At 39.2% G+C, this 14,915-nt stretch carries 9 protein-coding genes; 1 reads left to right on the forward strand and 8 read right to left on the reverse strand.

Going from position 1 to position 14,915, the window contains the following annotated elements; genetic code table 11:
- Positions 1 to 20 precede the first annotated feature (20 nt).
- The 3 genes from HMPREF1212_RS20570 to HMPREF1212_RS20580 all read right to left on the reverse strand — a co-directional run bounded on the left by HMPREF1212_RS20570 (position 21) and on the right by HMPREF1212_RS20580 (position 5,928).
- Positions 21 to 1,466: a RagB/SusD family nutrient uptake outer membrane protein gene (locus tag HMPREF1212_RS20570; protein ID WP_046150899.1), complete on the reverse strand. Its 1,446-nt coding sequence runs from the start codon at positions 1,464 to 1,466 to the stop codon at positions 21 to 23.
- Between the two features lie 11 nt (positions 1,467 to 1,477).
- Complete coding sequence (locus HMPREF1212_RS20575; protein ID WP_046150900.1) at positions 1,478 to 4,684, reverse strand: TonB-dependent receptor; 3,207 nt, start codon at positions 4,682 to 4,684, stop codon at positions 1,478 to 1,480.
- 227 nt (positions 4,685 to 4,911) lie between these two features.
- On the reverse strand, positions 4,912 to 5,928 hold the full coding sequence (locus tag HMPREF1212_RS20580; protein WP_046151265.1) for a FecR family protein: 1,017 nt from the start codon (positions 5,926 to 5,928) through the stop codon (positions 4,912 to 4,914).
- A 143-nt stretch (positions 5,929 to 6,071) separates the two neighbouring features.
- On the opposite strand from HMPREF1212_RS20580, the gene HMPREF1212_RS20585 reads away from it, so the two are divergent.
- A complete protein-coding gene (locus tag HMPREF1212_RS20585) occupies positions 6,072 to 6,647 on the forward strand; it encodes an RNA polymerase sigma-70 factor (RefSeq protein WP_046150901.1) in 576 nt (191 codons plus the stop codon).
- A 46-nt stretch (positions 6,648 to 6,693) separates the two neighbouring features.
- On the opposite strand, the gene HMPREF1212_RS20590 is transcribed toward HMPREF1212_RS20585, so the two are convergent.
- The 5 genes from HMPREF1212_RS20590 to HMPREF1212_RS20610 form a co-directional block, all read right to left on the reverse strand.
- Positions 6,694 to 8,541: a sulfatase family protein gene (locus HMPREF1212_RS20590; RefSeq protein WP_052725066.1), complete on the reverse strand. Its 1,848-nt coding sequence runs from the start codon at positions 8,539 to 8,541 to the stop codon at positions 6,694 to 6,696.
- 6 nt (positions 8,542 to 8,547) lie between these two features.
- Positions 8,548 to 9,939, reverse strand: coding sequence for an arylsulfatase (locus HMPREF1212_RS20595; RefSeq protein WP_232430173.1), 1,392 nt, complete (start codon positions 9,937 to 9,939; stop codon positions 8,548 to 8,550).
- A gap of 27 nt (positions 9,940 to 9,966) precedes the next feature.
- Complete coding sequence (locus tag HMPREF1212_RS20600; protein ID WP_052725067.1) at positions 9,967 to 11,571, reverse strand: sulfatase family protein; 1,605 nt, start codon at positions 11,569 to 11,571, stop codon at positions 9,967 to 9,969.
- Complete coding sequence (locus HMPREF1212_RS20605; RefSeq protein WP_046150903.1) at positions 11,568 to 12,971, reverse strand: sulfatase; 1,404 nt, start codon at positions 12,969 to 12,971, stop codon at positions 11,568 to 11,570. The genes HMPREF1212_RS20600 and HMPREF1212_RS20605 overlap by 4 nt, the downstream gene beginning before the upstream one ends.
- Before the next feature lie 72 nt (positions 12,972 to 13,043).
- Entirely contained in the window at positions 13,044 to 14,906 is a 1,863-nt protein-coding gene (locus tag HMPREF1212_RS20610; protein WP_046150904.1) for a RagB/SusD family nutrient uptake outer membrane protein, read from the reverse strand.
- Positions 14,907 to 14,915 lie beyond the last annotated feature (9 nt).

Below are 14,915 nucleotides of genomic sequence, written 5' to 3' on the forward strand. Positions count from 1 at the left end.
TATTCAACTCTATTATTCAATTACCAGCCTGGGTTATTTTCTGTTATATTGGCATTCTCATCCAATACGAACGAAGGTAACGGCCATAATTCACATTTACCTTTCTTCCATTGAGAATTTGGAATTTTACCTAATGTCTCTTCCTGGATACCCCAACGGATAATATCCCATCCCCGAATATCCTCGAATGCAAATTCCACACGACGCTCATGTCGTATTGCCTTCCGCATTTCATCTTGACTATAGGCACTTTTCGTTTCCAGTCCAGCCCTATCCCGAATTCGCTTCAATAGCGGAATGGCCTCATTCGTTCTTCCCATTTCATTCAATGCTTCAGCTCTAAATAATATAACTTCCGCATAACGCATGATAATAGTATTGATACCTATAATACGAGGTTCTCCATAATAAACATTCCCTTTCTTAATACAATGACCTGTACCGCCAGGGGCGGCCATTTCCGCCTTATATACAAACTCATTCAATCCTAATGTAAACTTTTCTCCATCAGAAAAAAATGTTGTTGCAAAACGTTTATCTCCTGGTTCAAATTCTTTTACTATACTTTCTGAACACTGAACCCAACCATAAGAGGCATCTCTCGCTATATTAACATTTCTTGGACTCATATAAACAGGCCTCATGTTCTTTTTGTGTTCTGTTGAGTATTGTAATTCCAATATAGATTCTTTATTATTTTCATTAGTTTCCAAATGAATAGAGGCAAAATCTTCCAATAATTGATAAATACCCTGATCTTCCAGCAACATAACTTTTGCTGCCCACTGCTCAGCTTTATCCCATTCTTTTAGATTTAAATAAACTAACGACAAATAAGACATAGCACCCCCCTGTGTGATTTTACCAACTTCAGCATCAGGCCATTCCAAAGGTAAATTTTCTGCTGCAAATTCCAAATCTGATATAATCAAATCATATACATCCTGGACTGATGCCCTTGGAGGATATAAATTATCCAAGGATGTATAATCTTTTGTAATCAGAGGAATGCCTCCATACAATCGTACCAATCGAAAATACCAATAAGCTCTAATAAAATGAGCCTGTCCTAAGACTTTATTTTTGATTTCATCACGTATTTCCATAGGAGAAACATTATCAATGCAAGTGTTACAGCGAGATATTCCTTTGTAGGCAGCTTTCCATACACCTTGTACTGTTTCGTGGTTCCCGTCAAATTGATACGTGTTCACCAAAAGTGTCCAACCCAAATAAGGCATAACATCATCAGATTGTATATCACCAACTGCATCTAGACCTGCCGCCCAGAAATCGGTGGGATTACTCATTTGCGTATAACAAGAAGTTCCTGCCATAATCGCGTCATTTTCTGTCTTATAGAAAGTCTCTGGAGTTACTGTTCCGTAGGGTAACTCTTCCAAAAAGTCAGAACAACTACTCAACAAAAGCAAATTTGCTAACGCTATCAATATATATTTATTCATAATTATTCAATTTAGAAATTTAGATTTAAACCAATTGTATAAGAACGGGCCTGAGGGTATGTAACAGGAGAACCTACTCCGGACATTTCAGGATCAATTCCTGGGAACGGAGTAAATGTCAATAAGTTTTGTCCTGCGACATAAACACGCGCTTTCATTATCTTTTTTAGATTAAATGTATATCCCAACGAGATATTTTTTAACCGGAGATAATCCGCACTCTTAATATGGAATGTTGAAACATCAGCATAAGCTTCTCCATATTTAGGTTTGGGCATTTCATTAGTTGATCCCGGACCTGTCCACCGATCTAGCCATATCGTATTTACATTTCTCCAATCAGTTACAGGATACATACCTCCTCTTTCACCACTCCAATAAAGTTCTCTACCAAATTCGCCCTGCCAAAACATAGAGAAATCAAAGCCCTTATATTGCATAGACAAATTGACACCTAATGTAGAATGAGGCATCGCATCTGCTATGTATGTACGGTCTTCTGCATCAATTTTATTGTCATTATTCAAGTCTTTAAACTTGATTGACCCTACTTCTGCTTTTGGCCAAGAAGGAGAATTTGCTATTTCTTCTTCTGTTTGATAAATCCCCTCCATGACATAACCATAAATAGAATTGATAGGATGTCCTATTTCACTTCTCCTTACAACATTAGAAGTTGTAGTTGTCAAAAAGTTTTGTTCTTTAATCAATCCTCTTACTTCATTATGGTTATATCCATAAATTAAAGAAGCATTTAAGGACAAATCACCAAACCGATTATTGTAACGTAGTTCCATCTCGAAACCCGTATTGCGAACTTTTCCCGCATTCACTGTTGGTGCATTTTTGCCTACGGTTGAAGGAATCGGATAGGATAATAAGATATCTTTGGTATCTTTAATATAATACTCAGCGACCAATGACAAAGTATTGTCCAAAACTCCTAAGTCTATTCCAATATTAGTGATCGTTGTAGTTTCCCACTTAATATTAGGATCTATCAAACTTAAAGACGAAACGCCAGGAGTTCGTACTGCACCATCTCCAAATAAAGCCCATTGATTAACATCGAGCTGATCCAGGAAAGAATACAAGCCAATCTCTTGATTACCTAAAGAGCCATAACTAGCACGCAATTTTAAATTGGAAACCCAAGAAACATCTTCCATAAACTCCTCTGAATTGATACGCCAAGCCACTGATCCGGAAGGAAAATAACCATACTTGTTATTTTTACCAAAACGGGATGATCCATCCACACGCATATTGAAAGAAAACAAATAACGAGACATGAAATTGTAATTTACATTTCCAAAATAGGATAGCATTGACCAACGTTCCAATCCTCCGGTTGCACGCCAATCTCGTTGTCCTGCATTCAATATCTGCATATATTCTTCATCATTCAAAAAACCACGAACTATACCATTTACAGCTTTGTCTTGATTTGCTTGTAGTGACAAACCCGCCATTGCATCTAAATGATGTTTTTCCCAGTCTTTATTAAAATAAAGCAAGTAATCATTTTGCCAGGTATATCCCAAAGACATATTATCTTCAAGTTTCTGGTCTGAAAAATCAGTATATTCACCAATTACTGAAACTTTGGGATAATAAGCTCTCTTATTGTTTGCTGTAAAGTCAATAGCACCAGTAACTTTAAATTTTAATTCATCTAATATTTGATATTCGGCATATAGATTAGCAAGGGCTCTCCAAGCTTGTGTCTTATTCCCTTTATATAATTCAGACATGTAAACTGGATTCACACCACCTTCACCTCGGCCTGGTTCTCCCCAAGAGCCATCCTCTTTTTTAACTGGCATTGTGGGAGGGGCAGCCATAGCAGTACCTAAAACAGAATTGCCGTAAGACTGATTCCAAGTAAGAGCAACTGAATTACCAACTTTTAATTTCGGCAAAATTGTAGCATCTCCATTAAAGCGGAAGCTGGCACGATCATATCCCGTATTTTTAATGATTCCATCTTGCGAGTAAAAAGTTCCGGAAATATAATAGTTCGATAAATCTGCCCCTTTTGAAAAGTTTACATTATATTCTTGAGTAATTGCGGATTGAGTAATCTCATTCATCCAATCCGTGCCTCTCCCATAAGAAGCAGGATCTGCAAAAACCGGAGTAAGTCCTGCATTTTTGTAGGCTTCATTCTGCAACATTGCATACTCCTCCGCGTTCAACACATCATAATCTTTAATCATAGATTGTACGGAAACATATGAGTTTACAGATAATTTGCCGATACCTTTTGCTCCTCTTTTAGTTGTTAATAAAATAACACCATTTGCGGCTCTTGAACCATAAATAGCTGCTGAAGAGGCATCTTTCAATACACTAACCGACGCTATATCATTAGGATCAATCGTTTCAATACCATAATCTACAGCCTGGCCATCTACAACAAGCAACGGATCGTTTTTCTCATCAGCACCTAATGTACCAACACCACGGATACGAATGGTAGATCCAGATCCCGGTGTTCCGCTATTTTGTGTAATTTGTACTCCGGATAAATGCCCTTTAATCATAGATGACACAGAGTTCGTTTGTACATCCCCCATGTCTTCCGGACGAACAGAGCCTACTGCTCCCGTTAAATTCACTTTCTTTTGTGTTCCATATCCTACCACAACAACTTCATCCAAAGCCTGAGTATCTTCATGTAAAACTATACGAATCACATTCTCTTTCCCGACTTTTACCTCCGCTGGATTATAACCGATATATGAAATCTGCAACACAGCCCCATCAGAGACTTCTAATACATATTTTCCATCAACATCTGTAATCGTTCCACTTGTAGTTCCTTTTACAACGACATTCGCACCAATAATAGGTTCTCCATTTTTATCTAAAACAACACCTGTTATTCTCTTTCCAGCCTGTTGTAACATTTCCCTTTCAGCAGAAAGAATAATCTTTTTATCCAATACCGAATAGCTCACATTCGTTCCTGCAAAAACACGATCAAGGACTTTAAATATATCACTTTTCTTTTCAGAGACAGATACCCGACGTTGTAAATCGAGATGCCGATTATTGAAAAAGAAAGTGAACTCCGATTGATCTTCAATTTCATCCAGAACTTCTTTTACTGTCTGGTTACGAACATCCAGACTGACCGTGGTTTTTTGCGCATAACTGTTCGTGGCTTGTACCAGGCTAATGGATGTGATGATAAAAATAACTAATAGCCTCATAACTAACGGGATTTTTTTTAAGGTTACCCAAAGTGACTTTGTCACCCATAATAATTGGGTACAAAAATAATTTTGCATAATTTTGTTGTGCTAAGTAAAAAAATAGTTGATTACTATGCTTGTCGCCAAACAAGCATTTAAAGTTAACTCATTTCATACGGGATAATACGCCAATATTATTCCGTATGTTTTTCTAAGGCGGACTTCTTTTCATAATGCAAACAGTTTTAATAGATTTCTATCCTACTCTTCTCATTGGCTGTTTTATCCGTATCAATATAACGCCATTTTATTTTTGATGATATTTCAAACACTTCCAATACACGTTCTAGTCTCTGACTTGCAAAAGATCCGGTAAAAGAGTCCTTTGCATATTTTGATGTCGAAACTACAAATTCTACATTATATCGCTTTTCCAACATCCTCAAAGCTTGTTGAAAAGGGGTATTCTGAAAAATAATGCGTCCATCTTTCCAGGCTGTTTCAGATTCACCAGTCGTAGTAAACAATTGAGCCTGCATCCGATTCGAGTCATATACAAGTCTCTGGCCGGGTTTCATTATTATATTTTCGGACTGATTATCCGCAGAATATGCAAAACGGATCTTTCCCTCCAATAAAGTAGTCGTAATCATCGTGTCTTTTTCAAATGCTTCTACATTAAATTCAGTCCCCAAAACTTCTATTTGTGCGTTGTGAGGGGTAGAAACAATAAACCGCTGTTCTGCATTTTTAGTAACTACAAAGTAAGCCTCTCCCGAAAGTTTCACCCTTCTCTGATCTCCTTCAAAATGTGAAGGATATTGCAAAGACGATTCAGAATTCAAATAAACAGTTGTTCCGTCCGGCAAATCCAGTGTAGTTGTCATTCCCGGATTAGTTTTAACATCAACCATATGTACTTCTAAAGTTTCATGATCTGTTATATTTTGTACCAGAATCGTAATCAATGCCGGTATTAATAAAACCGCAGCAATACGTTGTAACCGATTTAACCACACGATGTTCTTTTTCTTCGATACACCAACAAAAACTTTCTTCAAGGCCTTCTCTGTATCAACCTCCTCTAACACTTTTATAGTATTGGTTGCCAGATAGATTGTATGTATCTGTTTTGCTATTCTGTAATTCTCTTCCGATTGGTTTATCCAATCTTCTATAACCTTACGCTCTTCTTCTGTTACTGCTCCTTCGCAATAACGGGGAAGAATTTCATTTATCATATCTGAATATTGCTGATCCATCTGCATATATGTCCGTTTATATATTAGACAGGAGAGATCCCGAAGATTCCTAAACCTAAATCGACTTTTTTTGAAAAAAAGTATTTATAAGCCGATTGTATCATAAAAAAGCTATTTTTGTGTATCAAACGAGAATTGGGATTATGAATAAAAACCTACTTTTAGAAGATAAACACCTTTTGTCGGCCATACGTATGGCCGACAAAAATGCATATGCATTTTTATTCAGGAAATATTATCCCATTCTTTGTGCCTATTGTAATCGATTTATCGAACTGGAAGACGCGGAAGAGATCGTACAAGACGTAATGCTATGGTTATGGGAAAACCGGACAACGCATCAAATTGAAACTTCACTTAGTCAGTACTTATTCAGATCTGTCTATCACCGGGCTATAAATAAGATCGCCAGCAAACAAGCACAGAACCGAGCAGATACCCTGTTTTATGAACAAATGCAGGAAATGTTACAGGACATTGACTACTACCAAATTGAAGAATTAACGAAACGCATAAAAGAAGCCATCGACAAACTACCTGAAAGTTACCGGGAATCATTCGTCATGCACCGATTTCAGAATATGAGTTATAAAGAAATCGGCACACAACTTGGCATATCTCACAAAACAGTCGATTACCGTATACAGCAATCTCTAAAGTTATTACGTATCGAACTAAAAGATTATTTACCGATGGTGCTCCCTTTTTTGATGTGTTGATATTCCTAAAAAATAAGATAAATAAACCTATATATCCAGATATCTACTATGGAGAAAGTAAATAATCAATTCTCCAATCTACCCCCTCGCATTTAACAGGAATATCATCGTTTGTCAATGATAAGCATAAATCCGGATAGTAATTTTTTAAATAAGCCATATCATTCAGAATCCAAAGAGTTTCAGCTCCGGAACGGGCTTGCAACAAAACTTTTTTCAATAAACCGACCGGATTAATATGAGTTGTCGTTGTCAAGAAAACCACAGCACGACTTTGAACCAGGGCACTCGGATCTTTCAGCATTTCTCCTATTTGTGAAGACAACTCAGAAGCCTTGTCTCCCCACCAAACACACGCAGTTAATGCCCAGCAACGTTCAGCCTCATCCGGAGATACAAGAGCTTTTCTTATTTCTTCTTTTGCTTTTGAAAAAGGAAGTAATTGCAAATTTGCAACATTCATCAAACGCTTAAGACGTTTATGCGATTGTGAACCATAACCAACCGGATTTTGTTTCCCTTCTTCCAACCAAATGCTTTCCGGTAACAAGCCCAGATCATTTTGTGTCATGAGATTGTTAATAAGTAGACGACGCATCTTTTTCAAATCGTCCGCATATAACGGATCTGCAGCCAAATTACAGGTTTCATAAGGATCTACCGATAAATCATACAATTCTTCCGGTCCTTGCGGCTCAAAGAAACGTTTCTGAATATCATCCAATTTATTCTCTTTATATAATAATTCCCATTCCCGGAAAGCTTTTTGCTTATAACGGTATGCGGCATAAAGAGACTTCGGATGATAGGGTTGGAAATTGCGCGAATACTTCCACTTCCCTTTCCGAACCGTCCGGTTAAAAGCATATAATTCATCAAAACGATCGCCATATCCATATACGATATCCCGGCTGTTCAGTTTCTCTTCGGAAATATCCGGCCCCAAAAACGGGGTTCCGTCCATTTTCATTGGAACTTCCAGTCCAGCCAAGTGTAGAAGGGTCGGACCAAAATCCATAAAACTCACAAAACCATCCGTACGACTATTAACAGATAACGGGATACGGTCACGCCACTTTTTCGGGATGTAAACCACCAACGGGACCTGTAGTCCGGTTTCTCCAGTATATCCTTTGGAACCGGGTAAACTTCCCCCATTATCCCCGAAATAGAAAATAAATGTATTATCCAATACTCCATCTTCTTCCAACATATCCATTAATGTTCCCAATTCATCATCGACCCGGCGTATCTTATCATAAAAGGTTGCATATGTATAGCGGAACGTCCGGGTGTCTGGATGAAAAGGCAGCAAGTTCACTTCTGAAGGATCATGTTCCGTTTGTTTTATGTTCATCGTTCCTTCATCAAAATGCAGGCAACTCTCATGACTGGCGGCATTGGTTCGTACAAAAAAGAAAGGCTGATTTTTATCCGGACGACTACGCCATTCTCCCATTTTACCCTTTACCTGATCCCAGGCATTCTCATCCATAAAACAGTTATAGTCAGTCTTTGCTGCATTTGATGTATGATAACCGGCTTCCCGCAGATAGGATGGGAACATCTGTAATCCTTCAGGCATAGGTACTTGCTCCAGTTTACGATGCCAACTGACTCCCAAGCGGGGAGCATAACAGCCTGTTATCAAAGTGGAACGAGCCGCCGAACTGACCGGAGCATTACTGTATGCATTACTAAAGATAACACCATCCCTGGCCAAACGTTCCAGATTAGGTGTCTGAGCACCTTTACCATCATTATACAGTCCCATAAATTGCGGGGCAATATCTTCTGCCATAAACCATACAAAGTTCGGACGTTCTTCTGCACAGATGATATTTGCCAAAGAAGGCAGAGAAACTGCAATCCATATAATATTAATCTTATTCATCCTGTTTCACTTTTTCTTCCAACTAAACCAACTACTTTCCGAACGGGCTGTTGAAGTCAGCTTTCGTAACTCCTCTGCCTTTTCGGGATGTAAATCGATCAAATTATGTTTTTCTCCGATATCTTCATTTATAAAATACAATTCTTCTACTAACCGGTCCTGACTATCCATATTCAAACGGATCAGTTTCCATCCGTCTTTCAGAATAGCCTGTTTACCCCCCTGTTCGTAAAATTCGTAATAAAGATAATCATGTTTATGTTGCGACGATTCGTTATCTTTCAAAACCGGAAGATAAGAGATGCCATCTATATCCTTAGGAGCCTGTGAACCTATCAAATCGCATACAGTCGGAAGAAAATCCCAAAATGTCGCTGTATGCTTTGTTTTACGAGGTTTATCTATAACAGTCGGCCAACTGACAATGAAAGGCACATGAATTCCCCCTTCGTAAAGATCCCGTTTATATCCCCGGTAAGGTCCGTTACTGTTAAAATATTCAGGATCGTGTCCTCCGACATTATGTACACCATTATCGGATGAGAAAATAACCAACGTGTTTTCTTTTAGTCCTAGTTCTTCCAGTAATGCAAGAACTTGTCCCACATTATTATCTACTTCACTAACCATAGAGGCATAAGCTGCACGAGGTTTCAGTTGAGTTTTAAAACCTTTTCCTTTTTCATTTATAAATGGCTTTTCCTCAAATATACCATCATACTGACTCAAGTCAGGATAGTCCAGATCTGCATGGGGTGGAGTGATTGAAAAGTAGGCAAAGAACGGAGTATCTTTATGTGTACGAATAAAATCCAGCCCTTTCTCCATAATGGCAAAGTGACTATATACTTTTCCTCCAAGCCTGATTTTCTCCTCATTCTCATACAAGTAATCCGGATAATAACGATGTGCCGCCCCTTGACTCAAATAACCAAAGAAATAATCAAAACCCTGATTAACTGGACTTCCGGTGGTTCCTGGACCACCTAATCCCCATTTACCGACGCACATTGTTGCATATCCCTTTTCTTTAAAAAGCTCGGCAACAGTAATTTCCGATTCCGGCAAATGCAAGTCGAAAGTGCCTTGTTCACTCTGCACGCCTTTATTTCCCCTTACATAAGCATGTCCTGTATGCTTTCCTGTCATTAAGCAACAGCGAGAAGGCGCACTGACAGTAGAACCACTATAATGATTCTCGAACAACAATCCTTGTGCTGCCAGAGCGTCAATATTAGGAGTTTTGATCTGACGCTGTCCATAACAACCAAGATCGCCGATTCCCATATCATCAGCCAATATAAAGACTACATTAGGCTGCATATATTCTTTTTCCTGTGCATTACCCTGAACTGCCAAAGTAACCATCAGAGGCAATATAAACATTTGTTTATCCATGATATTCAATTTCTAACCGATTAACAACTAATCATCATTCCAGTTGACTTCCAATCCGGAAGCTTCCGGCTCGAAATCCGTAGAATTCACATATCCCAATTTCATTTTTTCACCGGCTTTCATCCGGTCCCAGACCATCCGCTCCGCACCCTGATACTCAAATGTATCAAAAATCGAACCATCTGCAACAATACGAGGATCTTCCTGCAAACGTAACTGCTCCAGCAATTCTTCACGCATCTGACCTTTTAATTCAGTAAATTCGTCCTTGCCCACCAAGTTTGTCATGCATTCACGATCCGTACGGATATTATACAGCTCTTCTTCTCCTCTTTTCCCAAAAGATAAATTCCAATAAACATCATCCGGCTTTCGACGGCTTTGAATAACTTCTGTCTTGGTTGGGCTTCCATCGACATTCAGATATCCTGTTTCCGGATTACCTGCCGGCCAGCGCCTTGTCTCAAAATTAATCAGATACAGATAATCACCTCTCAAAATGCCACGGATCGGATATCCCTGATCATGAGGACGTCCAACATCATGACGCTCTTTTCCTATCAAGACGTAGTCCCGGTCTGCAATAACCGGATCATCCTTTAACAGATCAGTAAAACTACGTCCTGTTATCGGTTGCATTCCCGACGCTTTTTCATCGACTCCGGCTAATTCCAAAAAAGTCGGAGCCAAATCGATCACACTGATTTTCTCATTAACTATCCTTCCCGGATTTTTTATACCATTTTTCCACATTACAGCCAAAGGTATATGGTTGGAATATTCATATTCCTGTCCTTTACAACGCGGGAAAGGCATGCCATGATCGGCCGTAACAACAATAATCGTATTATCCAGTTCCCCTGCTTCTTCAAGCGTTTGTATGATCGACTGCAAATGCTTATCAAAATGTTCGATCTCCAAGGCATAATCCAACATATCTGTTCGGACAATCTCATTGTCTGGCCAGAAGGATGGAACGGAGTCGATTTGATTCACTGATTTTCCAGATCTGATAGAAGACGCATACTCGTATCCCCGGTGAGGCTCCAATGCTCCATACCAAAAGCAAAATGGCTTATCTTTGGGACGGTTATTGAAAAAAGCCTTGAAGTTTTCTGCATAATTAACAGTAGAAATACCTTTCGTCGGCGCTTCCTGCTTAATTTCACTCCATCTTTTCCCTGTCAAATTCCGATTCTGTCCGGTACTATCCTTAGCAACCCCTGGTCCCCAGCCTTTTCCGGTAAACCCGACATAATATCCAGATTCTGTCAATACTTCCGGATACGACTTGAATTTTGCCGGGAATTTCGGCCAATGGTTACAGGCCTCTTCCAATTGCCAGGAATTGCGTCCGGTTATTATGGCCGAACGAGATGGGGCAGATTTCGCATTACAAGTGTATGCCTGCATGAAAATCAGACCTTCCTGAGCCACACGGTCGAATCCGGGAGTATTCACCCAAGGTGTTCCGTATGCACTCATATGAGGGAAAGAAATATCATCCGCTATACAAAACAAGATATTCGGTTGTTTCTGCTTTGCTTCATCAGAGCAGCCTGTTATAAAAAGGCTTAATGAAACCGATACCAATATATTGGTATAACCTGGATCAGACTTTATATTTTTCATGGCTTATAATTTTTATATTGAGGATTTAATTCTGTTGGGACCGGAGCTTGTACTTGTTGCTTCCAATTTGACAATAACCGACGTAACTCCTCCCGCTTTTCTTTGTTCTTCTGTGCAAGATCTTCCTTTTCGGATATATCCTCATTGATATTATACAGCTCCAGATCTCCTGTTTCATAATTTTCAATCAACTTCCAATCTCCCTGTCGAACAACGGAAACAGGGCGGGTACGAAAATATGGCCCTGTCTGTTCCGTATCCTTTGCATTCCCTTCCAAATAAGCCGGGAAATGCCAGTAAATCGGTCGGTTTTGATATTTTTCTGTATTCTTTTCCGATAATAGAGGTAACAGACTTTCTCCATCCAGTATCAAATCTGATCGCTTTATACCTGCAATATCCAAAAAGGTAGGAAATAAATCTATTTGCGATACAGGAATATGCACAATCTCTTTTGCTTCAAAACGTCCTTTTTGATAAACAATCATAGGGATTCGGATACCTCCTTCATAGAAAGAGCCCTTGCCCGCTCTTAACGGCCACTGACAAGAGACACGATACAACCCACCGTTATCAGAAGTAAACACTATTAATGTATTATCCTCCAAGCCCTGTTTCTTTATTTCAGCCAAAACCTTCCCCACATTGTAATCCATATTTTCAATCATTGCAGCATAAACAGGATTATCATGTCCCGCAACCGTTTGCTTCCTTTTATACTTTTCAACCAAACTGGAATCTGCCTGCAAAGGTGTATGTACGGCAAATGTCGCTAAATACAAGAAGAATGGTCGATTTTTGTCAACCGCGCGTATGTAGCCGACTGCTTCATTTCCCAGCCGATCCATCAAATATTCACCATTAGGCCCATCTTTCAGGTCTTTATTCGAATAAGGTGAAAAATGGCTTTTTGTACCTCCGGCATTATTCCCTCCAATATTGAGCTCTACCCCATTTTCTGCAGGATTATCCGTCACATGCCACTTTCCAATATGACAAGTTTGATATCCGGCCTCTTTTAAAACCTGAGGTAGTATTTGAATATCCGGTTCCAATACCCGCCGGTTGGGAATTGTAATGAGTTTTCTTTTACTGGTATCTCCTCTATCGGGAGTCCCCACCGTATAAATTCCATGACGGGGAGTGTACATTCCCGTCAACATACACGCCCGACTTGGCGCACTGTTAGAGGATCCGGAATATGCTTCATTAATCCAGATACCCTTTTTTCTTAAATCGTCGATATGAGGAGTCTCATAATAAGTACAGCCATTTGAACTTATATCCGTCCATCCTAAGTCATCAATATTGATCAATACAATATTGGGAGACCGCTGTGCTATCAATATTCCCGGAAAAATTAATCCGGCTGATAATAATATTTTATTCTGAATTTTCATACTAGACACTTGTGAGAGAGAGGCCCATCTTATCATCAGAACGACGAGACCTCTCCTGATTATTTCAATATATTAATTCCATCCCGGATTCTGTTCCAAATTCGGATTCAAAATCATATCATTAGACGGTATCATATATAAATAATATTTATCCAGCCATCCCTTTCCTTCTTTCACCGGATCATTAAATAGATAAATATATCCTTCCGTCGCATTCGGGTCAGGTAACCCTGTTTCCAAATTATAAATCTTACCCGTTCCGACCTCTTCTTTTGTCGCCCACATTCCATATTCAGGACGATTGACAAAATAATCAGCTTTTTTCCAACGGCGCACGTCATAGAAACCAAATCCTTCCCCCATCAATTCAATAATTCTTTCCCGACGAATTTCCCACAACAACGGTTCGACAGCCTTATCCCGCTTCGGATCGAAGTTATCATTAATTTCCGCAACTTTCATGTTGGCAACATTTGCCCTTAGACGCAGTTTATTGATTGTCCGGTCGGCTATGTCCTGCGTGAATCGACCTAATTCATACATGGCTTCTGCATAGTTTAATAACACTTCATCTATTTTGAAAATGGGTTTATCCGCTACATTGGCAGCATACTGGTTACTGTTTTCATCCCATACACAGTAATTCCTATACACATAATATCCGCCACGGCAGGTCAATATCTGCTGTTTGGATTTTGTCGCTATATTCGGAACTTTCAGAACAATCCTACCACTCCACTGAAGTAAAGGCAAAATCTTATGCTTCCCTTGTTCCCCCGGGTTTGCAATAACAAAATTAGCCCCCATCATATCGATATATTCTCTATATGCCGGATTACTATGATAATCCCAGCTCTTTTCACTCGAAGTTTCCGCTAACTCATAAGGAGGAGCAACCGTTTCCAACAAACGATGATCACGATTTCTGAATACAGAATATATCGATTTATCCTTCTTTCCCCATTCGTAAACAGCACTGGTCGAAATCGGCTTTCCATCCTGACATAAATACATATCGACTGTCAACTGCGGCATCTCTACTCCATGATACTGATTACGTTCTAAGTGCGAATAACGATTGGTTATTATTTCAGCAATATATTCTTTATACAAAATCATTCCCGGAATCACGGATAAGTCCGGAGAAGTCCATTCCTCTCCCCAATCCGAATGCAAAGTCGGATAGACTTTCATTAATTCTTCTGAAACACGAACACATTCCTGCAAATAACCGGTTTCATCTCCCAACCCATGATACTTTCGCCATGTCCCTTCAAACAGAGTGAATCTTGAAATCAAAGCACGTACACAATGTATATTTATCGTATTCAATCCGTCTCCCCCAGGCTTGATATGAGTTTCTGCATATAGAAGATTTTCCAAAACTTTATCCGCCACCTCTTTCCGAGGAGTTCTCGCTGCATAAAGAGTTTCGTCGTCATCCGTAAGAACATGTTCCAACCAAGGCACATCTCCAAAACGTGCAATCAGTTCCATGTAATAGTATGAACGGAAAAAATATCCTACAGAACGCCAATGCTCTTTATCAGCCTCACTCAACGATGAACTTTCCAGATTCTTAAGCATCACATTTACTTTGCGGATATAACTAAAATCCCATCCGTTTCCGGTCGTCGAGTTAACAATCGTTTGAAAAGCATAAGGATTATAAGAGTTTACACCTTTATTACTAAAATATCCGGCATACCGATCACTCGTATACAATCCGTCAGTAGCACTGTTTCCCAACCTTTTCAAAATATTTGTATTTTCAAATACACCATACAAAGACCATGCATAAGTTTTAAAATTACCATATGTTTCAAACGAAGTCTCCTCCGTCAAATCTTCAACTGGTAGCCGATCCAGGAAACTGTCATTACACGAACTGGTCATCAAAATGATTGCAATCAATATTATAATTTTATTCTTCATAATCTATTC

It is taken from the genome of Parabacteroides sp. HGS0025 (assembly GCF_000969845.1).
In the GTDB taxonomy this organism is placed as follows: domain Bacteria; phylum Bacteroidota; class Bacteroidia; order Bacteroidales; family Tannerellaceae; genus Parabacteroides; species Parabacteroides gordonii.

Bases quoted from the DNA above. Each gene is read 5' to 3' on its own strand.
- HMPREF1212_RS20570 (WP_046150899.1), bottom strand. From the start codon at position 1,466: ATGAATAAATATATATTGATAGCGTTAGCAAATTTGCTTTTGTTGAGT.
- HMPREF1212_RS20575 (WP_046150900.1), bottom strand. From the start codon at position 4,684: ATGAGGCTATTAGTTATTTTTATCATCACATCCATTAGCCTGGTACAA.
- HMPREF1212_RS20580 (WP_046151265.1), bottom strand. From the start codon at position 5,928: ATGGATCAGCAATATTCAGATATGATAAATGAAATTCTTCCCCGTTAT.
- HMPREF1212_RS20585 (WP_046150901.1), top strand. From the start codon at position 6,072: ATGAATAAAAACCTACTTTTAGAAGATAAACACCTTTTGTCGGCCATA.
- HMPREF1212_RS20590 (WP_052725066.1), bottom strand. From the start codon at position 8,541: ATGAATAAGATTAATATTATATGGATTGCAGTTTCTCTGCCTTCTTTG.
- HMPREF1212_RS20595 (WP_232430173.1), bottom strand. From the start codon at position 9,939: ATGGATAAACAAATGTTTATATTGCCTCTGATGGTTACTTTGGCAGTT.
- HMPREF1212_RS20600 (WP_052725067.1), bottom strand. From the start codon at position 11,571: ATGAAAAATATAAAGTCTGATCCAGGTTATACCAATATATTGGTATCG.
- HMPREF1212_RS20605 (WP_046150903.1), bottom strand. From the start codon at position 12,971: ATGAAAATTCAGAATAAAATATTATTATCAGCCGGATTAATTTTTCCG.
- HMPREF1212_RS20610 (WP_046150904.1), bottom strand. From the start codon at position 14,906: ATGAAGAATAAAATTATAATATTGATTGCAATCATTTTGATGACCAGT.